The following is a 23,285-nucleotide window of genomic DNA, read 5'->3' on the forward strand; positions in this document are numbered from 1 at the left end:
TATAACTAATCATTATTAATCTTACCTCATTATTCACTTTTTGATAAAAAAATCATAAAATATTAGCATTTAATTTTATATAAGTCAAACTTTATAAAAACCTTAAGATTTCTAATCATTGTAAGTGTTGCAAGGAGCTTTTTAATTACCTAATTTTAAATTAATGAAACTTACCACACAAAACCTCCAACAAGTCCCAGAGTTTATTCAGGTCCCAGATGATCAATTACGCTGGTTAATTGACAAATCCTATATAGAAGTTTTAAAACAAGGTGAGTATCTTTTTCGGAAAGGTGATTCTATTGATAAGCTATTTATTGTTCTGGAAGGAAAGATTGAAATTAAAGTAGAACAAAATGGGAACTATAAGCACGTAGCGTTAATGGATACCAATCAAATCGGTGGATTACTGCCTTTTTCAAGAGCTAGTTCAGCCTTAGGCTTTGGAGAAGTACTGGAAAATAGTGAGGTTTTAGTCCTTGAAAAATCCTGTTTCAAAGAAATGATCTCCAATCATTATGAGCTTACCGAAGCATTGGTACATAAAATGACGTCTCGAGTCAGAGAATTTACCAAAGATAATGTCCAGGCAGAAAAAATGATGTCACTAGGAAAATTATCCGCTGGATTAGCACATGAGCTTAATAATCCTGCTTCTGCCATGGTACGAAGTGCCAAAGCGCTAAAACAACATCTAGGTAATGTTCCTGAAAAGTTCAAAAGAATAGTTTCTATTAGAGCTACAGATCAAGAAATTGATATTATCAATACTATCCTTTTTGAAAAATTAAATAATCGCCCAGAAAATAATATGAAACTTACTGAGCGAAATGAAAAAGAAGATGAACTAGAAGAATGGCTTGAAGATCATGGGGTAGATAATGGCTATGAACTGACAGAAACGCTTTTAGATTTTTGTATGGATATTCTAGCAATGGAAGAGATTCTTGAAGCGACTGGTTCGGAAAATTTTCCTCACGCTATAGAATGGATTGAAAATGTGTTAACCACAGAAAAAATGGTTGATGAAATAGATGAAGCTTCTGGTAGGATATCTAATCTGGTAGGTTCTATCAAAAGTTACACACACATGGATCGTGCTCCCGAAAAAATCACTACAGATATTCATATTGGTCTAAAGAGTACACTTATCATGCTTAACCATAAACTGAAAAAGAAAAACATATCTTTAGAAAAAGATTTTCAAGAGAATCTTCCTGAGGCAAAGATTTTTGTTAGTGAAATTAATCAGGTCTGGACCAATCTAATTGACAATGCAATTGACGCTATGGAACACTCAGGAGTTTTGAAGATAAAAACGTCTAAAGATCAAAAATTCTTAAAAGTAGATATTATTGACAATGGAGAGGGAATCCCAGAAGAACATCTGAACAATATTTTTGATCCTTTTTTCACTACCAAAGCTATTGGAAAAGGTACGGGAATGGGACTAGAAGTAGTACAAAGAATCATTAATCAACATGAAGGTAATATTTCGGTGAAATCTAAAAAAGGAGAAACAACATTTACCGTTTGTTTACCAATTACTTAATTAAAACAATGAAAACAATAACTAATATAAAAGGAACATTCCGATTACACAACGGAATAGGTATGCCGTATTTTGGACTCGGAGTGTATTTATCTGATAATGATCAAGAAGTAGTTGATGCTGTTCAATGGGCTTTGGATGCCGGATATCGCCATATTGACACGGCAAGTATTTATAAAAACGAAGAAGGCGTTGGGAGAGCCATACATCAAAGTAATGTATCTAGAGAAGAGATTTTTGTAGTAAGCAAAGTCTGGAATTCAGATCAAGGATATGAATCAACTCTTAAAGCTTTTGATAAAAGTCTTGAAAGATTACAGCTAGATTACCTAGACCTATATTTGATTCATTGGCCGGTTGAAGGGAAGTATATTGAAACCTGGAAAGCATTAGAAAAACTCTATAAGGATGGAAAAATAAAAGCTATAGGTGTTAGCAATTTTATGCAACACCATCTAGAAAACCTTATGGAAAATTCAGAAATAACGCCAATGGTCAATCAAATGGAATTTCATCCATATCTGGTCCAACAGGATTTGATTGATTTCTGCAATAAACATAAAATTCAGTACGAAGCTTGGTCCCCTATGATGCAAGGAAAGATTTTTAAGCTTTCAATATTAGATGATTTAGCAAAAAAATATAATAAGACTATCGCCCAAATTGTCTTGCGATGGAATTTACAAAAAGGAGTTGTAACCATACCTAAATCTGCTAAAAAAGAAAGAATTATATCTAATGCTGATCTTTTTGATTTTGAATTATCTCCGAAAGATGTTTCTTATATTGATTCTCTAGATAAGAATCAAAGAACTGGACCAGATCCTGATAACTTTGATTTTTAATCTGTTTTAAATTAAAAAAACAATGAAAAAGCCTATTATATTCGCCCTTGATGATGACCCACAAGTATTGCGTGCTGTAACTCGAGATTTAAAATCCGAGTATCGAAAAGAATATAGGGTTATGAGTACAGAATCTGCCAATGACGCCTTAGAAGCTTTAGAGGATTTAAAAAAGAAAAATGAGGCTGTTGCTTTATTTCTTGTAGATCAAAGGATGCCCGAAATGCTAGGAGTGGAATTTCTAAAAAAAGCTAAACATTTTTTCCCTAACGCTAAAAAAGTACTTTTAACAGCATATTCTGATACCGATGCAGCTATTAGAGCTATTAATGATGTACAGCTAGATTATTATCTTACCAAACCATGGAATCCACCAGAAGAAAGACTATATCCTACACTAAATGATTTATTAGATACTTGGCAAATAAATTTTCAACCAGAGTTTGATGGTATAAAAGTGATCGGTTATCAATATTCTCCAAAATCTCATGACATTAAAGACTTTTTATCCGGAAATTTATTTCCCTTTCAATGGTTGGATGCTGAAATCAGTGATAAGGCCAAAGAAATTATTGAACTACATAAACTTACACCAACCGATCTCCCTGTAATTTCATTACAAGATGGTAAATGTTATAAAAATCCTGATATAATAGAGCTAGCTACTGCATTGGGTTTAAATGCCCATCCACAAGATAATCTATATGATGTAGTAATTATTGGAGCAGGACCATCGGGATTAGCAGCGGCAGTTTATGGTGGATCTGAGGGGCTAAAAACGTTACTCATTGAGAAACACGCACCCGGAGGACAAGCTGGTACCAGCTCCAGAATAGAGAATTATCTTGGATTTCCTAATGGATTAACTGGGCAGGAATTGACGCATCGTGCAATTACACAAGCTAAACGATTTGGGATAGAATTTCTGTCTCCTCAAGAAGTTACTTCTATTACGGAAAAAGATGGGTATAAAAGTATATTGCTCGGAAATGGTGAATGTATTAGCGCTAAAAGTGTGGTTATCACTACTGGTGTAAACTACAGAAAACTTGAAGCTGAAGGTGTAGAAAATTATACTGGAGCAGGTATTTATTATGGTTCATCTATGACTGAAGCACAAGCTTGCACTAATAAAAAAGTATATATTGTAGGCGGTGGAAATTCTGCAGGCCAGTCTGCCGTTTATCTTTCTAAGTTTGCTAAAAACGTTTTCATCTCAGTTCGCAAAAAGGATCTTACAAGCAGTATGTCTAGCTATCTTATTGATCAAATTGATGCTATTGACAATATTACGTTATTAGGCAACACTAATGTTACCAAAGCTATCGGAGAAAACGAAAGACTTACTTCTTTAGAACTAACTGATAGCATTACTTCTGAAACTAGAATATTAGATGCAGACGCCTTATTCATTTTTATAGGTGCAAAACCTTATACAGATTGGATCGCATTGGATATCATTAAAAATGAAAGAGGTTTTATAGAAACCGGAAGGGATCTTAATAGACATGCCGATTTTAAAAAGATTTGGAAAAAAGATCGTGAACCTTTCCTACTGGAAACCTGCAGTCCGGGTATCTTTGCCTCTGGAGATGTACGAGCTGGTGCAATGAATCGGGTAGCATCTGCTGTTGGCGAAGGTGCAATGGCCATAAAATTTGTACACGAATATTTAGCAGAAATATAGTATGGGATTTGGAACTAAGACTTGTAGTCATCTCGAAAATTTAGATACTAAGGACATCAAAAAAGACGAAAGTTATAAATGTGCAGAATGTATAAAAACAGGAGAGAGTTGGGTTCACCTTAGAACCTGTCAGGAATGCGGAGTTACTCTATGTTGCGATTCTTCACCTAATAAACATGCTAGCAATCATTATGCTGAACACGAACACCCTGTAGTAACCTCTGCTGAACCCAATGAAAAATGGGCGTGGTGTTATGAACATAAGACTTTTAAGAAATATTAAAGCTCATAATCCAACTAATTACCTGTAAATTTGATCTTTAGATGAAATAATTAGACTTTTTATAACATATTTTGTAATTGTTAATCCTTAAATTAGTAGAAAATTATAAAGATCACAAAGTGATCTAAACTTACAGAATTAATTCACTTTGTAATTTATTACTTTTTAAAACACATCTATATCTGTAATTTTTTAAAATAAATAACGGCGTATAGTTTATAGTAAGAAAAGTACTTTGAATTATTGTTTTTTCAATTCACTTCCAATAATCTAGGGAAGTATTGACAAGTAAGAAGGAAAAAGAGACCTTTTAATTTACATATTTTTGCCCCAACTTTGTAGTGTAATAAATTGATTTACTAAACACGAAACTAATTTCGGGTAAAAAACACAGATATGAAAACTTTATATAACAACATCACGGGATTATTAACATTGGCTTTTTTTATCACAATTTTTTCCGGGCATTCACAGGATAAAGTATACAAAACTCAATTGGAAACTGTATACCTCAAAAACACCAAAGAAGTAGTTTATAAAAACACTTTTAGCAACTATAATGAAAGTTTAATCGCTTCCAATGAAATTAATTTTAAAAAAGAAATAAAAATTTTGAAGGGAAAAAATAACTCTTTACTTTTTGTTTCAAATAAAAATAATATAGAGTTAATCACAGCTTCATATCTGAAAACCATACGCAAAGCAGCAAATAGAAGTAGAGATACAGAAGCATTTCAGACTTTTCTAATAAACAATTTACCACAGTTATCCCATCAATTCGTTATTGATAATAATCTTAAAGAATTGTATTTTATATCTAGAAAAGATACCTTTAATGGGAAGATAGACGCGTTACCCAGCGTTCTATAATAAAAAACACAAACTCTAACATACTAAAATGAAGAATGCCTTACCCCTGGTATTGAGGATAATTGTTGCTATTATTCTCATCCAAACCCTTAGATTTAAATTTACTGCACATCCAGATAGTGTCTATATCTTTTCTAAAGTTGGGTTGGAGCCCTACGGTAGAATAGTCATCGGAATTGCAGAATTAATAGCTGGTGTTTTAATACTAATCCCCAAAACTGTTTGGATTGGAGCTACATTAACATTAGGTGTTATTGGTGGTGCCATCTTTATGCATATTACAAAATTAGGAATCGAAATTAATGATGATGGAGGAGTTTTATTCATAACTGCGATGTTAACTTTTATTCTTAGTGCTATAATATTGTGGATTAAAAGAAAAGAAATTAAGTTTTTCTAAATAAAAAAACATAAAATATAAGATTTTTAAAACCTCCTTACTTTGGAGGTTTTTTTGTGTAAGGAAAAATCGACAAGTCTTAGGGAAAAACCAACATTCCAAAAACCTCTTCATTCATTCATCTTTGTACTGTTAATTTAAAACAATATAAAAATGATAACTAATAATAAATCAATATTCAATTTAATTGAAATTTTCCGTCAAGGAAAAAGACGAATCGTAAACACCCTAAATGCAAAAGCACATTGTGATCAGAGCAGTCATCACGATTTTTATTGTGATGCGGAAACATCCTATATACAAACTCAAAAATAATAGAAGGGAAAAATTGACAAGTTGTAGGGAAGAACGAACATTTTAGAATCAATATTCCCATCGCATCTTTGCCTTGTCAAGTTAAAAGACAATTAAAACAAAAAATATAAACTAATCCTGAAAATAAATTCAGGATGCTAAAAACAATAATTATGGCAACATTTAATGTACCCACAAGAGAAGAAGTAAATACTACAAATCAAGGAATTTTTGACAACCTTAATAACGCATTGGGTTTTGTACCAAATTTATTTGCAACCTATGCACATAGTGAAACTGCTTTAGAAAACTATCTAAATTTATCAAACGCAAAGACTTCATTAAAAGCTAAAGAAAAAGAAGTTGTAAACCTAGCGGTAAGTCAAGTAAACAATTGTATCTACTGTTTATCAGCACATACAGCTATTGGAAAAATGAACGGTTTTACTGATGAACAAATATTAGAACTAAGAGCAGGAAATGCTTCTTTTGATGGAAAACTAGACGCTTTAGCAAAATTAGCTAAGAACATTACCGAGAACAGAGGTCGTACAGATCAAGATATTGTAGATAATTTCTTTGCTGCTGGGTATGATAAAGGAAGTTTAATAGATACAATTGTACTAGTAGGAGATAAAACAATTTCTAACTATATCCACAGCACTACACAAGTTTCTGTAGATTTTCCAGTTGCTCAACCACTAGAAACGGCAACTGCATAAATAATATCAAAAATTAATTTAAACAAAAACCATTAACATATAAATTTTAAAATCATGAAAAAGTTAATCACATTATTCACATTTATTTTTGCAATTACATTAAGTATATCAGCACAAGAAGTAAAAACAGTTTCTTTAGAGCAAACTAAAGGAGAGTTTACTCAGAAACAAGTTACCTTATCAGAAGGAAGTTATGTTTTTAATATCTCTAACAACAACTCTGGAACCGATGTAGGTTTTGTATTAGTACCAGCAGGAAAAGACGCTTCAGATCCTAAAAACCATATTCAGACAGCATATGTAACCAAAGTAGTTGCAGAAGGAAAAACAGAAAGCTCTAAGACAGTAACATTACAAAAAGGAGAATATAATTACTTCTGTCCTTTAAATAAAACTCCACAATATAAATTGATTGTAGAGTAATTACCCCAAAACAATTTATAAAAGCTTCCATAATTAGGAAGCTTTTATATTATACTCGATAAAATACAATTTTATCGAAACCCTAAAACCTTGTTAATTCAATTTAGCAAGGTTTTTGTTTTCTATATTTTAGCCAAAAACCAACTCAAGATGAAAAATATCATACTACTATCCATATTTTCTTTATTGATCTTTGCTTGTAAACAAGTGACAAAAAAGGAGTATAAAGATGAAGGTGATACGGAAATAGAAATCACTGAGAGTGTTAAAAGTAAAATCCCCACTACTGCCGAATCCATTGCAAATGCTAATGGCTTTGAACATTGGAAAAAGGTGAAAGAAATAAAATTCACTTTTAATGTAGATCGAGATAGTGCTCATTACGAACGTTCTTGGAGTTGGAAGCCGCAAAAAAATGAGATTACTTTAACCACTGCAAAAGACACCATCTCCTATAATAGATCACAAATAGATAGCACTTCATTAAAAATCGATCAAGGCTTCATTAATGATAAATACTGGTTATTAGCTCCCTTTAATTTAGTTTGGGATAAAGACAGTTTCACATCAGAACATGAGGCAAAAGCGGTTGCCCCTATAAGCGCAAAAGAAATGCAAAAATTTACTATTGTTTATAAAAATGAAGGAGGTTATACTCCTGGAGATGCCTATGATTTTTATTTTCAAGGTGATTTTAAAATAAAAGAATGGGTCTTTAGAGAAAAAAATAAACAAGAGCCTTCATTAATTACTTCTTGGGAAGGTTATGAAAATTTCAACGGGATCAAAATTGCAAAAACGCGTAACCGTAATGAAGGTAACTGGAAACTTCATTTCACCAATATTGAAGTTGTTATCGACTAATTCTAGATTTTATTTTACATCATTTAGAAACTCTTTTAGAAATTAGGAATGTAACTATTAATGCAATTATTGTTGCTATTAACAAAGCGGTAAAACTAAGTTTTAAACTATCGATTTTGGACAGTAGTCCCAAAAATGGAGGGCTAATTAAAAAACCTAAATAACCGAAACCAGCCACAAAAGATATTCCTTCTGCAGAAGAAACTCCTTTGGTTTTTCCGGCCAATCTAAACAACTCTGGTATAATTACTGAAAACCCTAGACCTACTAATCCAAACCCAGTTACAGTTAGTAGTAATGTAGTACTTAATACTGCAAAAAAACCAAATGCACTTATTAAACAACCACTAATAATAATCATAAACGATCCAAAATGCTTGCTTACTGCATCTCCAAAAAAACGGCCTAAGGTCATCATCACAGAAAAAGCGACAAAACCAAATCCGGAAATTTTCTCTGAAGAAACGTTTACAACATCTTGCATATAGAGTTTACTCCAATGTTCTATGGCGCCTTCGCTACCCATCACTAAAAAAGCAATAATCGTAAGTCCAAACAATGGTTTTATGAGTTTTAAATCGAAAGACTTTTTTGATCCTTTTTCCTTTTTTCCTTTTATAGATATATACTCTTTACAAACTAAAATATTTGTTACAATTACAAATATTGTAGCACACAGCATATGTAATAGTGGAATATGAAAATATATAATTAAAAAACTCCCAATACCAGCACCAATAACTCCGCCTAAACTAAAAAAGCCATGAGATGCTGACATAATATGAATATCATCTTCTTGTTCAATATCCGATACCAGAGCATTCATTGCTATATCCGTCAAGCAAGCGAATAAACCAACTACAAATAAGACGATACACAATAGTAAATAACTTGGAGCTATTATAGGCATAAGAAATAATAAAGAAAATAGTATAATACCAATAATTGTTACCTTACCTACTCCAAGTTTTTCTATGATCAAAGAAGATAAAGGAATCATTACTAATGTACCTAGTGCAAAACAAAAAAGTGCAACACCCAATTGTGCATCATCAATTAATAATTTTGTTCTCACTGCAGGAATATATAATACCCAAGTACCGGTCATAATATTTAATGATGCAAAAACCCAAGCCGGCCCAAAGTATCGTAATCTTGTAATAATTAGATATAAAGAATTCAAAGTGTGTTATTTAACATATTTATTATATATCAAAATTAGTTACAAAAAACACCTCCATATTAACACAAAATATTCTAATACTAAGGTAAACTATTCATGTTTATAAAATTAATTATATAAATATGGTAATTTTGTTTTATGAAGTTATCATACGAACAAATTTATCTGGAACAATCAACATCTTTGAAAATAGAAAGCTACACCAAAGATTCGCTTTGCAATGAAGTGAATTGGCATTTACATGCAGAATATGAAATAGTATTTATTAGAAACGGTAACGGAATAATTCAAGTTGAATCAAATATTGAAAAATATCAAGATGGGTTATTGATCTTTCTAGGACCAAACATGCCTCATATGCCTTTTGGAAATAAGGATTTAGAAGATAACGTAGAAGTTGTTATTCAATTTAATGAAAGTTTTATCAAAGAAAAATTAAATCATTTCCCGGAATTCTACGTCATTCTGGAATTTATTCGAAAATCACCCAAAGGTTGTCTTTTTTCTAAAGTGACTAAAGAAAAACTCTCGGACTCCTTTTTAAAAATTTCAAACCAAAATAACGTAGAGAAATTATTAAACCTTATGCATATTCTATATAATCTCTCTATTTCTAATTATAGAACACCCATTGTAAAGTCTAATTATCTTGAAATTGATAAAACGGCTTTACCAAGAATATCGAAGGTTTTTGATTTTGTAAATAAGAATTACGCCAAAAAAATTCAATCTAAAACTATTGCTCAACAATTAGGATTGACTACGAATTCATTTTGCCGAATGTTTAAATCGGCTACAAATAAAAGTTTTATTAGCTTCCTAAATGAATTTAGAATCAAAAAAGCGCAGGAACATTTCGAAAACAAGAATATTTCTATCTCTGAAGTTCTATATCAATGTGGATTTAATGACCCCTCTTATTTTTGCAAACAATTTAGAAAATATACCGGTGTTTCTCCTTCTAGATACATCAAGGAATTAAACTAAAGAATCACTCTTCTTTCTTTAGTTTAATTCCTTGTTTAAGGACTTGACCAAATTCATACATATCTTCATACGAACAATAAAAAGGAGCTGGTGCTAATCTAATTACATTAGGTTCTCTCCAATCTGTAATTACCCCGTTCTCCATCAAATAATCAAATAATTTCCTACCTTCTCCATGAAGAAAAACAGAGAGCTGTGTTCCTCGTTCTTCTTGATTTGAGGGAGTAATAATTTCAAAAGAACTATCCACCTCTTCATCAATTGACTTTAGAACAAACTCTAAATACGCTACGATCAGGTTTCGCTTTTCTATTAACAAATCCATACCAACCGCATCAAATAATTCTAATGAGGCCAAATAGGGAGCTAAAGATAAGATAGGGGCATTACTCAATTGCCAAGCATCTGCATTAGGCATAGGTTCGAACTCAGGTTTCATCAAAAACCTAGATTCCTTTTTAGTTCCCCACCAACCTTCGAAACGAGGAATGTCTTTTCTGTCATGAAACCGCTCATTTATAAAGCATCCCGAAGCATTTCCAGGACCGCTGTTCATATATTTATAACTACACCAAGATGCAAAATCCACATCCCAATCATGAAGTTTTAGCTCAATATTACCAGCTCCGTGTGCAAGATCCCAGCCTACAAATGCTCCTATCTTATGACCTGCTTGGGTTATAGTTTTCATATCGAAAACCTGACCAGTATAATAATTAACTCCACCTATTAGAATTAATGCACACTCCTCACCTACACTTTGGACTGTAGACAAAATATCTTCTATTCTAAAATTATGTTCTCCTTTTCGTTTTTTAATTTCTACAATAGCATCATTCGGATCGTATCCGTGAAACCGAACCTGACTTTGCAACATATATTGATCACTAGGGAACGCTTTTTCCTCACAGATGATTTTATATCGTTTCTTGGTTGGTCTGTAAAATGAAACCATCAATAAATGAAGATTTACTGTTAGCGTATTCATCACAGTAATCTCGGAAGGTTTAGCCCCTACTATCTTACTTAACGGCTTTGCCATACGCTCATGATAATCCCACCAAGACTTATCCGCATAAAAGTGCCCTTCTACTGCAAGTTCAGCCCAATCCTTCATTACATCATCTACATACTTCTTGGTATTTTTAGGCTGAAGTCCTAAAGAATTTCCTGTAAAATATATTACTTGCTTATCATTAACTTTTGGAAAAAGAAACTGATCTCTATATGACTTTAACGGGTCTTGTTGATCTAATTTCTTAGCAAACTCTCTACTATTTTCGAATTGCATTTTTGAGTTTTGATTCAAAAGTACATATTAGAACCGAGATTATATAATATTTTAAAAACCTCCCCGAAAATATGGGGAAAATTACCTTATAATTATTATATTCATATCAACCAAGTTTATACTAAAACAAAGTATAATTTACAGACATAAATCCTGAGTGTCTCTAAATGTTCGGGTATACAATATCATCATAAACTCACATTCTAATGAAAGAATTAAAAAAATTAAACGGTGTAAAAAAAATTAGTAAAACAGCACAAAAAGAAGTTGTTGGAGGATGCCCTACACATGGCGGAGGATCTTCTGGTTGCCCCCATGGAATGTGCGGACAAATCATTTTTCCTGGACCAGATTTTTTATGTGTTGAATGTTAGATTTTTCAATTCATAATTAAGAAAACACCGGATTGCAGTGGTTAACTTTACAGCTACTGCAATTTTTTTAATAAATTATGTGCTTTATTAAAATTATAGTTTTGCTTGTCCTTAAGAATAATTTCTAAAACTTTTACTGCAGCATCTTTCTGATCTTGTTTTAAATATACTAACGCTTTATACCAATATCCTTTAGATTGATCAATTGTATTGGAATTTATTATTTGATCAAAATAGGAAATCGCTTCTGTATATTTATCAAGTTCCAACGCAGAAAGTCCTGAATATATTAACACAGACGGTAAAAGTTTATTTTTACCTTTAATATATTCTTTAAACAAAATATAACTCTCATCATATTTCTTTTGTTCAAATAATTGTTGCCCTTTTGCCAATTGACTTTCATCACTTCTACTCGTAAGAGAAGGCAAATCCTTCCATTGATTATATTCTGCATATAAATCCTGAGAAGAATTACTAGAACTCACGGTATATAACACCACAAATATTGCTACTGAAGCGGCAGCTAGTATCGAAAAAAACAACCTATTCTTCAAAAAAGAAGTATTATTTTTCTGATAATTGGTTTGAACTTTAGCAATTGTATCTTCTAATTCTTTAGCTTCCGCACTCCTAAAATAATTTTCTACTTCTTTTACTTCCTCTATATCAGGAGTAAAGGAATCGTTGATCCAAGCAGACTCATCCATCTGAGCAAACAACTCTTCGTGTATCTTGAATTCTTTTAATAACTCAGGATCATTTTGTAATAATTGCTCAAACAGCGTTCTATCCTCGGCAGAAAGTTCGTCTCTGAGGTACGCATCGATTTGATCATGATATGTTGAGTCGTGGTTAGTATCCATTATTATATCAGATTTTTAAATCGTTCATCGGATTTTACATTTTTTATAAGCTTTGCTTTACACTTAAAAACACGCTGCCTAGCAACAGTTTCCGAAGAATATGACAATTGAACTACGATATCTGCATAAGACACTTTTTTCAGAAACAGCATTAATACCTCCTTACAATTATCTGATAATTTTTCCAATTTTTCTTTAAACAATTCCCATCGTTCTTGTTCGAGTAAAGCATAGGCCATATCCGATTCTTCACTTACCAGTTCCTTTACTTCCGTATTTGTTACCCGTTTTCTTTTATTTAATTCTCTACGCCATAAATTTTTGCACGCGGTAAACATATAAGCTTCAAAAGTAGAATTGATAGTTTTTAAAGCTCTGCATCTAATTCTAGCAGAAATCTGCATCAATACTTTCTGAAAAATATCCTCTGCATCCATCTGTTGCCCCTTATTATGGAGTACAAATTTTAAGCATTTAGGAAAGAAATTAGTATAAATATCTGTAATGACTTTTTCATCAGATTGTAATATTCCATCAATAAAATACTCATTATTCTTCATTAATTATATGCTAAAATCTTTGATCTGGGTAACAAAGCTAATTATTTTGAACTACAGTATGAAAACTATTTATCATAAGGTTTTCAAAACAATCAAATATTAATATTTTTAAACAAATTTAAGTTATGAGAAAAATTGCACACATTCTTTTAGCAGGAATGTTTTTGTTCCTATTGCAAAATTGTTCAGATGATGAGCTGGAAATTTTTGAAGAAAACACGGAATTAACAGAAGAATTTAATGGAAAATCAAGGAGTGGTGATGAAGGGCCTATGTTCGAAGGATGTGAAATTGAATATACGTTTAACAATCCATATCTAACCCCTGCTGAAAAAGCAGTAATTCGAAACTCCTATGGTTTTGTTATATCCTATATAGTTGTAGATTACGATACAGAAATATGGTATGTGGATTGTATTAATTATTATGATTATAACAATTTGAATCCAGGTTGTGATTTTGATGGATGTTATACTATACAAAGCTGTCCTAGAGATGGTTGTGGATCTGGCGGTACTAGACCAAAAGATCCAATAGAAGACCCTTTTGATGATGACGAATAATAAAACCCTATGGATCTTAAAAAATAATCATAACCATCTTCTTCACACGACGAAGATGGTGATAGAAACAAAACACTTAAAATTGAGAAATTCTCAAAAAAGCTAAGCCTTCAAATGAATGCATAGTTAAGAATGGCCACTAATCAAGTGAAATACTCTTATCTAAATAAATAATCCCCTTATCTCCATATTATAGGCTCAGCAAAATATTACTAATAAGATAAGTAGTTCTAACAAATAAAGTTTATACATTATATCTATAAAGATGTGACATTAAAAATCGTCAATTCAACAAAGCAGGCAGTTCTTTTTATATCTATATTCTTTTTAAAAAACTAATTTGTTTTCTTGAACATTTAAAATCACTTACAATATCTCCCTAAATAAATCCCAGAATTTATCCAATATTACGTGCTAATTTGGGTAACAAAATCCATTATTCAGAACTACTATATGACATCAAGTTCTTAAACAATTATTAAATTTTTAATAAGTCATCATCATGAAAAAAACCACGTATCTTATATTAATCGGATGTTTTTTATTACTCATTCAAAGCTGTTCTGTCGATGAACAAGAAGTTCTTGAAGAAAATCAAAAAATAACAGAAGAATTTACTAGTAAAACAGAAGAAGCTACCACCACTGATAGTTCTGCTTTTAGGATTTGTCAGATTGTATATATCTTTAATGATCCTACCATAACTCCTTCAGAAAAAGAGATTATTAGGAAATGGTATCATAACAATTACTTTGCCATTTATGATTATACTGTGATTAGTTATTATAAAGAAATATGGTTTGTTAATTGTCAGGATTTTGATGATTATTATGAAGACAATCCCAATTGTGATACGGATGGTTGTTATAGCTGCGTGCGAGATGGTTGTGGATCTGGTGGTTCAAAGCCTAAGGATCCAGTGGAAGATCCTCTAGAAGACAGTCGACATTAGCTTTCATTTATTATATCTTAGTAAGGGTTGATTTTTATTTAAAAAAGACTTTCCCTACTTTTCGAGATTCCCACTATATAAATTTGTATAATGCACCCATTGTGTATTTAGAAACTAATACTATGAAAACATCCATTCGAGTGATTTCTCATAATGAAACGGAGAAAACTGGACTTCGATATATTCATTAGAACTATTTAGAACAGTTTTGATCCAGAATTCTATTCTCAACCTTTACTGGAGTTTACATTTCGTCTTTAAATCGAGGCATTCTCATAAATTAATTTCAAATTCAAAACATCTAAATATACAATGGATTATAAATTGATTAATAGAATAAGTTTAAATATAAAATAATTGAGGTCAGTAGCTAGTCACGTATATTCTATTTAATCTAAAAATCAATGAAATAAAATTGGTTTCTCTGTCAGTTCGAGCGGAGTCCAGAACAGTTCATTTCTAAAAACAGGCTTCGACTCCGCTCAGCCTGACATTACTGTCACAAATTTTATATAAAGTAAGTATCTACTGACCTCTATGAAATAAATTTATAATAACCATACTATTCCAAATTTAATACAAAACTTTGAAATCAAATTTATACTTTTAATCAAATTAAGGTAGTTCAAGACATTAAGGTTTTTATCAATATTACTATTTAGTATTACTTCATTATAATGGTAGTCGAAAAACTGGAAAAGAAGTAACACTAATAAAAACAATGTATTTTGCTAAGTGCTATATTTATAATATAAATCCTATTGAAACTTCAATGATTCTTGCATACAGATGATGAAAAGTTTCATAGTCCTAAATAAAAATCCCTTTTTACAACCCAAATAAGGGATGAAACTACTTGTATTATTATTTATTGTTTAACAAATAAGATTGTATAAAAATTTGAAAGTCAAGTATAATAACAGATTTATCATTTTATTCTCATTACTATTTATGATACTTGGTGTCCGAGCACAAAAACGTTCAGCAGCATTTTATGAAATTGTAGGTGCTAAAAATTATACGGATACTGACAAAAAATCTGAAATTGAAATTTTGTTAAAAAAACACATGAAAAACAAAGATTCTTTGCAATACGGAATTGATTTAACTGCTTTTTCATATTGGCTTTATAATCATGGATATTTCTACGAAAGCATTTCGAAATCGGAGAAAGCAGTTGACTTTTATAAAACTTATGCGCCCTATAACAAGAAACTTCATATAGGTAATCTTAGAATATTAGGAAGGTCATATTCAAACACTAAAGATTATACTAACTCTAATCGCGCATACTTTGAAATTATTAAATTAAAAAACACAAATGGCGGGTTTGGTGTAGCATATCAAAACATTGCAGAAAACTATCAAGCAGAGGGTAATTTCCATACTGCCTCTTCTTATTACGAAAAAGCCATTGAAGAATTTAATAAAGAAAAAAAAGACAGAAAGTTGTTTAATACGATCATAAATTCATCCATAAATTATCAAAAAATTTTAGATGATAAAAGTATTAAAAAAGGAATAGCACAGCTGAAAACACTAGATTCCTTAAAGTCTAAAGTAAATTTTGATCTCTATGACGAATTTTTAATAAATGAAACACTTGGAAATCTGCACAATTATGAAAATCTATTTGATACATATATTTGTCTTCCTTACTATAAAAAAGCACTTTCAGTTGCTAAAAAATTAAAAAACAATCGACTCATTTCTTCTGTTTACAGGAACATTGGTAATATTTACTATAAAGTTAATAACGATTCTGCTCTATTTTATTTTAACGAAGCTCTAAAACCTACTTATAACAACATTGTACAAACTGCTCGAATTCATTATATGATAGGGCTTACTAATGTTGATAAAAAAAAATACAACCGAGCTTATGAATCCTTCAGTAAATCATTGTATACATTAAGATCAAAACAACAAACAACTTACTCAACAGATAAGTCCTTACACATATCAATTCTTAAACAATTATCAATTAGCTTAATAAAAAAATATGAAAATGCTGAAGCATCAAAAAAATACATTGAAGAGGCACTTACATATTTAAAAGAAGCAGATGAGCTAATTGATTTAATTAAACTAGAAAATACCCATAGAGCATCCAAATTATTTTGGAGAGAACAAGCATCTGATCTTTATATCAATTTGGTCAAAATTTATCAATTATTGAACGATCCTAAATCAGCTTACTTTTATTTAGAAAAAAATAAGGCTTTGTTATTGCTAGAAGACTTGACAGAGGAACGTTCTAAAGATTTTTTTAACATTCCAGAACACATCGTACAAAGAGAGCGATTATTAAAGCGAAAAATTGCAAAAGCTCAAAACGACTTAGATCTTTCTGAGAAAGACCAGGGCGAATCAATTATCCTTTTTGATAAAAAAGAAGAATATGAGCAATTTATCGATTCACTTAGATATACATATCCCAAATATTATCAATCCAAAAACAACACCAATATCGTTTCTTTTAAACAGACAATTAAAGAAGCAAAAAGAAGAAATGCTACTTTTATTCATTATATCCTTAATGATGATGTAGGATATGTACTAGTTATTGCAGAAAACAAACAACTACTATATCCGTTGGATAGTGTTTCTGTTATTCGAGATCAAACAAATACATTTAAGGAGTTTATTTCTAAACCTTTTTATGATAAAAAAGATCAAAGAGATTTTAATAGCATCAGTAAAGAATTATCTAACAAACTACTTCCTGATGATTTGATAAACAATAACATAATCATTGTTCCTGATCAAAACTTACAAAGCCTTCCTTTTGAAGCTTTAATTAAAAAGGATGGGGAATATCTAATTGAAGATTACAATATAAGTTACGCCTACTCTATTTCTTTTCTACAGCAAAACAAGGACTTAAAACGGACTTATCAAAAGGAACTTTTAGGTTTTGCTCCTATCGAATATACCTCTTTACCTACGCTTCCTAATAGCGATAAAGAAGTAAATACAATTACACAGAGGTTCGAAAGTGATATTTTATTACATCAAAAAGCTTCCAAAAAAAATCTGGTAAACTCATTACCAAACTATAAAATAATTCATCTTTCCGCACATGCAAATGCCAATGATTCGATTACTCCTTGGATAGCAACAAGCACAAACAATATTACTCTTAATGACATTTATAGCACTAAAAACAATGCGGAACTCGTAACCTTAAGTGCCTGTAACACTTCTTTAGGGAAATTACAAAAAGGAGAAGGTGTTATGAGTCTTGCTCGTGGTTTTTTTAATACTGGTGCTAATAGTGTAATCTCCACCTTATGGAAAGCGGATGATAAATCTACGCAAGAAATCATTACAGGTTTTTATACATATCTAAAAAAAGGGAAATCAAAACCTAAAGCACTGAGACAGGCCAAACTTGACTATCTAAAGAATCACTCATTAAGTGAAGTTTCACCTTACTATTGGTCTTCTCTTGTTTTAATCGGAAACCCTGAACCCCTATACCCATCAATGAATGCTTGGTATATTCTTATTGGAGTCCTAATTTCTTCTCTTATTATATTTCTTATTTATAAAAAAATTGCAAAAAAATAAATTTTTCTGGGTAACAGAACAATTCTTCTTGAACTACTCTATGAAACCTCATTCGCGAAGAGTAGACAAAAACTTGATTGTCATTAAATGTTCAAGAGTACGAAACACAAAATTCAGAAATTATGAATAATCACAAATTAAAAATTTTATATATTTTTATACTTGTTACTTTTTTTACAGCCTGTAATAAAGATGAAATTAATGAAGGATTAACAGATCAAGAAAGTGAAATTACACAAAATGAAAATTTAGTATCCAAAGATCAACTGGGATTAGAAGTCGCAAAAAACTTAGCAAAAAATTTAAAAAATGTAGAGTTAAGGGATTTCATTAAGACCAAAGCCTTAGAAGCTTTTGATGGAGATTACAATTTTTTAATTGAAACTTCAAAAAATGAAAATATCACCAATAAAAAGAGTGGGCAACAAATACTTTTTTCGAATTTTCTTTCTGAAGGAGATATTAATGATTCATCAAAAAAGAGCAGTACAACTTCTCAACTAATGAATGCTATTAAAGTAAACTATCCATTATTACAGATTGCATTACCAGAATTTGATAATCATAAAGTAGCAGAATGGGATATAGAATCATCAATACCGCTAGTTGCTTATCTTCCTTTACGTATTAAAGATGATATTATACCTGCTTATGATGTAGAAGGAAACTATTATCAACTTAGTGCCTCTACACCACCAGAAAATTTAGTTATTGTAGTAAAACAGAATGAAAGAGTAACAGTTCTAGATAAAAGCACTAAAAATAGATCAAACATATTTGATGACTGCGAAATCATCGCGCCTGCATTTCATCAAAATGACACCAATGAGTATCATTTTACAGATGATCTTATAAATCAGTCCAATCTGTGTTCTGGTGGAGGTGGATCTGGTGGAGGTGGATCTGGCGACAATGGATGTGATAGAGACAGAAAATCAACCAAAGACCGATTAAATAAATTAAAATTTAATTCTATGCCTTCCTTTAGAGAAGTTGCAGAATGGCATGACGGAGCTCTAGAGATAGAAGTTACCGCTTTTTTTGGTATTTCAGAAGACAGTGAAGTTAGCGTTACAAAACCGTTTCGAGGCTCAAGAGGTCAATTCAAAAACTGTAGCGTATTTAATTGTAATCCAGAATGGTTTGATTTATTCAACACTGAAATTTATACTTGGGACAAGGATACTTATGGAGATAAGATGTTATATGTATGGATTGAAAAAGATGGAGGAGGTGAATTAGAATTGGATTTAAAATTAGAATTCTCAACTAAAATCAAAGGAGTTGACATTAAAATCAAACCAGAATTCAAAATAACATTTGAAGATGATGAAATAGGCCAATCAATTATCGAATATTGTGACAATACGGATGGAGACGGTTACACCTACAGTACGGGTTTAATGAAATTTCAGGTTAAGCAATAACCAAACTAAGAATAGATTCCACTAATAAATTAATTTCTAAAAACTTGATAAGCTCTTTACTCAATAATAAGGGTAAAGAGCTTATTTTTTAGTTACCAAATTATAAAACGTTTAGTTTTGTGAAAAAAGTAAAAAATCTTGTACTTCATACCAGAAACATTAGATATCTACTTAGTAAACCATACAGAAAAATAAACAAAGTTATGATAACAATTAACCATAAAACCCTGTTAATCAAATAATATTCCGTATTTTAAGGAAATAATAAACTTTGGAATCTCTATAAAAGATCCCGAAAAAAATATTTCTTAAAATCAATACACATGAAAAAAAGTATCTTAAAATTACGAGGAGCTGAAGAATTAACTAAAAATGAACAAAAATCTATTAACGGAGGGCGCCTAAGACCTTCTGGTAACTGTGGAGGTCGTGGAGACATCGAATGTTGTGGAACTGCAAATTGGCAATGTGGAACAGATGATCACTGTGATGGAGGAATTCTAATAGGCAATCAAACTTGTGGTTGTTTTTAAACTTCTTTAAAATACAATTGAAGCCAGGATAAAGAATTATTCTGGCTTTTTTTATATAGTGCAATAATATCAAATAAAACCCTACTTTCTTTCATAAACTTTTAGCTTTGCAAAAAAAGTTTGACTCATGCATTTCATACCTGAGAAACTAGATACTTATGTAATAAATCACACAGAAAAAGAACCTGAATTATTACAACAGCTAACTAGAGAAACCTATCAAAAAATATTACAACCACGTATGCTTAGTGGTCCCTATCAAGGTCGCGTATTAAGTATACTTTCTAAATTAATTAATCCCAAAAACATTTTAGAAATAGGAACCTACACAGGGTATTCTGCTTTATGTTTATCTGAGGGAATAAAAAAAGATGGTGTTTTACATACGATTGATATTAACGAAGAACTAGAAGATTTTCAGCGTAAATATTTTGATCTTTCTCCTTATGGTAATCAGATACACCAACATATTGGTGATGCAACTGAGATTATTCCAAATCTGGATATAAAATTTGATTTAGTTTTTATTGATGCTGATAAGCCAAATTATTCAACTTATTTTGAATTAATAATCAACAAAATCAACTCAGGTGGTATTATTTTATCCGACAACGTTCTTTGGAGTGGAAAAGTGATTGAAGATGTTGCCGAAGATGACCTTTCTACCAAAGCACTTTTAGCTTATAACAAATTACTTGTAGAAGACAAACGTATAGAAACGGTATTATTACCAATTAGGGATGGATTAACAATTAGTAGAGTTATATAACCTAGCTTTATACTTAAAAACGTAATAAAAAAAGTGGAATCTCTAAAGACCCCACTTCTTACATGTATTAGTAACTACAATTGCTAATTCACTTATTATTGTACCGCTTTCAATGCATCTATATTTCCATAACCAAACTTACTATTACGATTAGGGTAAAACTCTCCAGCTCTTTTTAATTTATCCAATACTTGTGCTCTAGACATATTAGGGTTACGTGACCAAACTAATGCTGCAATACCTGCTGTCATAGCTGTTGCTACAGAAGATCCTCCAACATAAGATTGCGCGCCATTATTAAACCCTAATACCGGTACGGTTCTACTAGTATTACTAGCTCTCTGCATAATAATCGTGAAATCAATTTTATTACCATCGTGACAAATATCACAACGATTGTATCCATTATCTTTTAATCCTGTTATAGCAACGGTTTCGCTCATACTTGCTGGAAATATAACACCATACCAATTTGTAAAAGTAGTGGAAGTTCCACCAGCTGCCATGATCATTTTACCTTTTCCATATGCATATTTTACAGCATCTTTTACATTACCGATTGACCAAGGATATCCAACAGACATCGAAATTATTTTAACATCACTTCTATTTCCTAGTGCTTTTAGTGCATTACTTACTCCTTTACGCTCGTGATAATCGTTTAAAACAACATCTTCAGTACCTCTATAGGCTACCAAATTGGAATTGTATGCAACACCAACTGGCATAAAATCATTATTACGTGGAGAAGCTATAGCAGATGCCATCTGAGTTCCGTGACCGCATCTATCATTAGGACCATCAACATTATTAGACCACCACCAAGGTGAATCAATAAATGTCCCAAAACGTTGTACAGATCTTCCATTAGAAGCGCCATCATTAAATCCGTTTCCTAAAAGATTTTGGTTCGCAGATAAGCCAGTATCTATAAGACCAACTGTAATTCCAGCTCCAGTACTAAGGTTCCAAGCATCATCAATATTATGATTTTTATAATTCCAAGGTAATCTTGCATTAGGAGAAATTACACTATAATCACCACTATTGATTGATTGTCCGCTTTGAGAGCAACCAGCAGACTTTTGTTGTACTTCTTCCTTAAGGTAGAATCCATATCCATTAGGCTCAAGGTAACGAATGTTATCCATTGCTTTTAATTCTACAATCGTTTCCAGTTTCGTAACCTTTAGATCTAAAACATTCAATATACCATCTTCTGATACCTGAACATTGGAACGTGTAGTTCCTTCTATACCTTGTACAGTATTATATATATCTTCAATAACATTGTCTAATCTAGGAGATCGCCGAGTTCCATCAATAAAACTTTCTCCTTCTTCACCAAAACCGATTGTTAAGACTTCGCCACCATGCATAACCGCACTATATAATATATGTGCAGAAGCATCTTTAGTCCAATCTAAATCACCATTTTGCTTAAGTTGTTTTTCTATGAAAGCGTTTATTTCTTCAACGGAGAGAATTTTTTGAGATTCTGAACTTTCATCAATAATTTCGGTGGAATCTTCTTTAGAACATGATAGAACAAGAAAAAGTCCTAAAACTAGCGTAATAATTTTTTTCATATTAGTATAAATTAATGAGTTTGTGTGTTATTGATTTTTTTAAGGCAGCTATTCCTTAAAAAAATCAAATAATTATCATTTAGTTAATTTCTTGTCTAATTTATTAAATATAATCTAAATATTAATACATTATATTGAAAGAATCTTAAAAAAATTATCGTTATTATGCTTGCATAAGACTAAAAAACAGTGCCAAATACTAATGTTTATAAGGGTTTTACAGAAAAAGACTACAAAAGAAGATTGCCTTAAAAAAGACGTGATTTTTTTAAAAAAAGTAAAAAAGAGAATTTAATTTATGGAAATGACAAAATTAACAATGTATAAGATTAAAATTTACGTTTTACAGGACCCGTAACGTTTTCGATATCCTTTTTTACTTGAGTTATTTCTTTTTTGATATCAGATGTAATAGAAGTAGGTATGTCGGTATCAATACCATGCTTTTCTGCACTTTTAGTAATTTCGGATTTAATATCGTTAGTCGCATCCTTTACAATACGCATTCCCTTACCCAAACCTCGGGCAATTTCTGGTATTTTATCGGCACCAAAAACCATTACCAATATAAATACTATAAAGGCGATCTCTGTTCCGCTTATGAATAATGGTAATATGATCATAACACTGCAAATATAACTACAATAATGTACAGAAAAAAGCCGTTCGCAATCACGA

24 protein-coding genes are annotated in these 23,285 nt (G+C 31.2%); 18 read left to right on the plus strand and 6 right to left on the minus strand.

The features are described 5' to 3' along the window. Window positions 1-163: 163 nt before the first annotated feature. The 10 genes from Q0921_RS06415 (at window position 164) to Q0921_RS06460 (ending at window position 7,940) form a co-directional block, all read left to right on the plus strand. Window positions 164-1,552 (plus strand): ATP-binding protein, encoded by a 1,389-nt coding sequence (locus Q0921_RS06415; protein ID WP_299255069.1) that lies wholly within the window; start codon window positions 164-166, stop codon window positions 1,550-1,552. Between the two features lie 8 nt (window positions 1,553-1,560). Beyond that, the gene (locus Q0921_RS06420; protein ID WP_299255072.1) at window positions 1,561-2,397 is read left to right on the plus strand and encodes an aldo/keto reductase; all 837 of its coding nucleotides are present in this window, start codon (window positions 1,561-1,563) and stop codon (window positions 2,395-2,397) included. Window positions 2,398-2,419: 22 nt separating this feature from the next. Beyond that, complete coding sequence (locus tag Q0921_RS06425) at window positions 2,420-4,084, plus strand: response regulator (RefSeq protein WP_299255075.1); 1,665 nt, start codon at window positions 2,420-2,422, stop codon at window positions 4,082-4,084. Window position 4,085: 1 nt separating this feature from the next. Further along, window positions 4,086-4,367 (plus strand): UBP-type zinc finger domain-containing protein, encoded by a 282-nt coding sequence (locus Q0921_RS06430; protein ID WP_299255078.1) that lies wholly within the window; start codon window positions 4,086-4,088, stop codon window positions 4,365-4,367. A 396-nt stretch (window positions 4,368-4,763) separates the two neighbouring features. After that, window positions 4,764-5,237 carry a hypothetical protein gene (locus Q0921_RS06435; RefSeq protein ID WP_299255081.1) on the plus strand — a complete coding sequence of 158 codons (474 nt, stop codon included), beginning with the start codon at window positions 4,764-4,766 and terminating at the stop codon, window positions 5,235-5,237. A 28-nt stretch (window positions 5,238-5,265) separates the two neighbouring features. Then, window positions 5,266-5,637 carry a DoxX family membrane protein gene (locus tag Q0921_RS06440; RefSeq protein WP_299255084.1) on the plus strand — a complete coding sequence of 124 codons (372 nt, stop codon included), beginning with the start codon at window positions 5,266-5,268 and terminating at the stop codon, window positions 5,635-5,637. A 153-nt stretch (window positions 5,638-5,790) separates the two neighbouring features. Then, window positions 5,791-5,952 (plus strand): hypothetical protein, encoded by a 162-nt coding sequence (locus Q0921_RS06445; RefSeq protein ID WP_299255087.1) that lies wholly within the window; start codon window positions 5,791-5,793, stop codon window positions 5,950-5,952. A gap of 152 nt (window positions 5,953-6,104) precedes the next feature. After that, on the plus strand, window positions 6,105-6,653 hold the full coding sequence (locus Q0921_RS06450; protein WP_299255090.1) for a carboxymuconolactone decarboxylase family protein: 549 nt from the start codon (window positions 6,105-6,107) through the stop codon (window positions 6,651-6,653). A gap of 54 nt (window positions 6,654-6,707) precedes the next feature. Beyond that, window positions 6,708-7,076, plus strand: coding sequence for a cupredoxin domain-containing protein (locus Q0921_RS06455; protein WP_299255093.1), 369 nt, complete (start codon window positions 6,708-6,710; stop codon window positions 7,074-7,076). Window positions 7,077-7,226: 150 nt separating this feature from the next. Beyond that, on the plus strand, window positions 7,227-7,940 hold the full coding sequence (locus Q0921_RS06460) for a hypothetical protein (RefSeq protein ID WP_299255096.1): 714 nt from the start codon (window positions 7,227-7,229) through the stop codon (window positions 7,938-7,940). Between the two features lie 19 nt (window positions 7,941-7,959). Here the strand turns inward: Q0921_RS06460 and Q0921_RS06465 are convergent, their stop codons facing one another. Continuing rightward, a complete protein-coding gene (locus tag Q0921_RS06465) occupies window positions 7,960-9,123 on the minus strand; it encodes an MFS transporter (RefSeq protein WP_299255099.1) in 1,164 nt (387 codons plus the stop codon). 138 nt (window positions 9,124-9,261) lie between these two features. On the opposite strand from Q0921_RS06465, the gene Q0921_RS06470 reads away from it, so the two are divergent. Beyond that, window positions 9,262-10,110 (plus strand): AraC family transcriptional regulator, encoded by an 849-nt coding sequence (locus Q0921_RS06470; protein WP_299255102.1) that lies wholly within the window; start codon window positions 9,262-9,264, stop codon window positions 10,108-10,110. Window positions 10,111-10,114: 4 nt separating this feature from the next. Here Q0921_RS06470 and kynU read toward each other — a convergent pair whose 3' ends face one another. After that, entirely contained in the window at window positions 10,115-11,401 is a 1,287-nt protein-coding gene (gene kynU / locus Q0921_RS06475) for a kynureninase (RefSeq protein WP_299255105.1), read from the minus strand. A 206-nt stretch (window positions 11,402-11,607) separates the two neighbouring features. On the opposite strand from kynU, the gene Q0921_RS06480 reads away from it, so the two are divergent. Beyond that, window positions 11,608-11,775, plus strand: a complete 168-nt coding sequence (locus Q0921_RS06480) for a hypothetical protein (protein WP_299255108.1) — start codon at window positions 11,608-11,610, stop codon at window positions 11,773-11,775. A 53-nt stretch (window positions 11,776-11,828) separates the two neighbouring features. On the opposite strand, the gene Q0921_RS06485 is transcribed toward Q0921_RS06480, so the two are convergent. Next, window positions 11,829-12,641, minus strand: a complete 813-nt coding sequence (locus tag Q0921_RS06485; protein ID WP_299255109.1) for a tetratricopeptide repeat protein — start codon at window positions 12,639-12,641, stop codon at window positions 11,829-11,831. A 2-nt stretch (window positions 12,642-12,643) separates the two neighbouring features. Beyond that, window positions 12,644-13,201: a sigma-70 family RNA polymerase sigma factor gene (locus Q0921_RS06490; protein WP_299255110.1), complete on the minus strand. Its 558-nt coding sequence runs from the start codon at window positions 13,199-13,201 to the stop codon at window positions 12,644-12,646. 125 nt (window positions 13,202-13,326) lie between these two features. Here Q0921_RS06490 and Q0921_RS06495 point away from each other — a divergent pair, with 125 nt between their 5' ends. The 6 genes from Q0921_RS06495 (at window position 13,327) to Q0921_RS06520 (ending at window position 21,018) form a co-directional block, all read left to right on the plus strand. Further along, window positions 13,327-13,764 (plus strand): hypothetical protein, encoded by a 438-nt coding sequence (locus tag Q0921_RS06495; RefSeq protein ID WP_299255111.1) that lies wholly within the window; start codon window positions 13,327-13,329, stop codon window positions 13,762-13,764. Between the two features lie 502 nt (window positions 13,765-14,266). Continuing rightward, complete coding sequence (locus tag Q0921_RS06500) at window positions 14,267-14,716, plus strand: hypothetical protein (RefSeq protein ID WP_299255112.1); 450 nt, start codon at window positions 14,267-14,269, stop codon at window positions 14,714-14,716. 900 nt (window positions 14,717-15,616) lie between these two features. Next, window positions 15,617-18,289, plus strand: coding sequence for a CHAT domain-containing protein (locus Q0921_RS06505; RefSeq protein WP_299255113.1), 2,673 nt, complete (start codon window positions 15,617-15,619; stop codon window positions 18,287-18,289). Window positions 18,290-18,411: 122 nt separating this feature from the next. Beyond that, window positions 18,412-19,716: a hypothetical protein gene (locus Q0921_RS06510; protein WP_299255114.1), complete on the plus strand. Its 1,305-nt coding sequence runs from the start codon at window positions 18,412-18,414 to the stop codon at window positions 19,714-19,716. A gap of 323 nt (window positions 19,717-20,039) precedes the next feature. Further along, window positions 20,040-20,249 carry a hypothetical protein gene (locus Q0921_RS06515; protein WP_299255115.1) on the plus strand — a complete coding sequence of 70 codons (210 nt, stop codon included), beginning with the start codon at window positions 20,040-20,042 and terminating at the stop codon, window positions 20,247-20,249. 127 nt (window positions 20,250-20,376) lie between these two features. Continuing rightward, window positions 20,377-21,018 carry an O-methyltransferase gene (locus Q0921_RS06520; RefSeq protein ID WP_299255116.1) on the plus strand — a complete coding sequence of 214 codons (642 nt, stop codon included), beginning with the start codon at window positions 20,377-20,379 and terminating at the stop codon, window positions 21,016-21,018. A 95-nt stretch (window positions 21,019-21,113) separates the two neighbouring features. On the opposite strand, the gene Q0921_RS06525 is transcribed toward Q0921_RS06520, so the two are convergent. Then, window positions 21,114-22,607 (minus strand): S8/S53 family peptidase, encoded by a 1,494-nt coding sequence (locus Q0921_RS06525; RefSeq protein ID WP_299255117.1) that lies wholly within the window; start codon window positions 22,605-22,607, stop codon window positions 21,114-21,116. A gap of 329 nt (window positions 22,608-22,936) precedes the next feature. Next, window positions 22,937-23,230 carry a twin-arginine translocase TatA/TatE family subunit gene (locus Q0921_RS06530; RefSeq protein ID WP_299255119.1) on the minus strand — a complete coding sequence of 98 codons (294 nt, stop codon included), beginning with the start codon at window positions 23,228-23,230 and terminating at the stop codon, window positions 22,937-22,939. Window positions 23,231-23,285: the final 55 nt, after the last annotated feature.

This window comes from uncultured Aquimarina sp. (assembly GCF_947496855.1).
Lineage (GTDB): Bacteria > Bacteroidota > Bacteroidia > Flavobacteriales > Flavobacteriaceae > Aquimarina.

What these genes read in the sequence shown, in the direction of transcription:
- Q0921_RS06415 (WP_299255069.1), top strand. Translation starts at nt 164, where the DNA reads ATGAAACTTACCACACAAAACCTCCAACAAGTCCCAGAGTTTATTCAG.
- Q0921_RS06420 (WP_299255072.1), top strand. Translation starts at nt 1,561, where the DNA reads ATGAAAACAATAACTAATATAAAAGGAACATTCCGATTACACAACGGA.
- Q0921_RS06425 (WP_299255075.1), top strand. Translation starts at nt 2,420, where the DNA reads ATGAAAAAGCCTATTATATTCGCCCTTGATGATGACCCACAAGTATTG.
- Q0921_RS06430 (WP_299255078.1), top strand. Translation starts at nt 4,086, where the DNA reads ATGGGATTTGGAACTAAGACTTGTAGTCATCTCGAAAATTTAGATACT.
- Q0921_RS06435 (WP_299255081.1), top strand. Translation starts at nt 4,764, where the DNA reads ATGAAAACTTTATATAACAACATCACGGGATTATTAACATTGGCTTTT.
- Q0921_RS06440 (WP_299255084.1), top strand. Translation starts at nt 5,266, where the DNA reads ATGAAGAATGCCTTACCCCTGGTATTGAGGATAATTGTTGCTATTATT.
- Q0921_RS06445 (WP_299255087.1), top strand. Translation starts at nt 5,791, where the DNA reads ATGATAACTAATAATAAATCAATATTCAATTTAATTGAAATTTTCCGT.
- Q0921_RS06450 (WP_299255090.1), top strand. Translation starts at nt 6,105, where the DNA reads ATGGCAACATTTAATGTACCCACAAGAGAAGAAGTAAATACTACAAAT.
- Q0921_RS06455 (WP_299255093.1), top strand. Translation starts at nt 6,708, where the DNA reads ATGAAAAAGTTAATCACATTATTCACATTTATTTTTGCAATTACATTA.
- Q0921_RS06460 (WP_299255096.1), top strand. Translation starts at nt 7,227, where the DNA reads ATGAAAAATATCATACTACTATCCATATTTTCTTTATTGATCTTTGCT.
- Q0921_RS06470 (WP_299255102.1), top strand. Translation starts at nt 9,262, where the DNA reads ATGAAGTTATCATACGAACAAATTTATCTGGAACAATCAACATCTTTG.
- kynU (WP_299255105.1), bottom strand. Translation starts at nt 11,401, where the DNA reads ATGCAATTCGAAAATAGTAGAGAGTTTGCTAAGAAATTAGATCAACAA.
- Q0921_RS06480 (WP_299255108.1), top strand. Translation starts at nt 11,608, where the DNA reads ATGAAAGAATTAAAAAAATTAAACGGTGTAAAAAAAATTAGTAAAACA.
- Q0921_RS06485 (WP_299255109.1), bottom strand. Translation starts at nt 12,641, where the DNA reads ATGGATACTAACCACGACTCAACATATCATGATCAAATCGATGCGTAC.
- Q0921_RS06490 (WP_299255110.1), bottom strand. Translation starts at nt 13,201, where the DNA reads ATGAAGAATAATGAGTATTTTATTGATGGAATATTACAATCTGATGAA.
- Q0921_RS06495 (WP_299255111.1), top strand. Translation starts at nt 13,327, where the DNA reads ATGAGAAAAATTGCACACATTCTTTTAGCAGGAATGTTTTTGTTCCTA.
- Q0921_RS06500 (WP_299255112.1), top strand. Translation starts at nt 14,267, where the DNA reads ATGAAAAAAACCACGTATCTTATATTAATCGGATGTTTTTTATTACTC.
- Q0921_RS06510 (WP_299255114.1), top strand. Translation starts at nt 18,412, where the DNA reads ATGAATAATCACAAATTAAAAATTTTATATATTTTTATACTTGTTACT.
- Q0921_RS06515 (WP_299255115.1), top strand. Translation starts at nt 20,040, where the DNA reads ATGAAAAAAAGTATCTTAAAATTACGAGGAGCTGAAGAATTAACTAAA.
- Q0921_RS06520 (WP_299255116.1), top strand. Translation starts at nt 20,377, where the DNA reads ATGCATTTCATACCTGAGAAACTAGATACTTATGTAATAAATCACACA.
- Q0921_RS06525 (WP_299255117.1), bottom strand. Translation starts at nt 22,607, where the DNA reads ATGAAAAAAATTATTACGCTAGTTTTAGGACTTTTTCTTGTTCTATCA.
- Q0921_RS06530 (WP_299255119.1), bottom strand. Translation starts at nt 23,230, where the DNA reads ATGATCATATTACCATTATTCATAAGCGGAACAGAGATCGCCTTTATA.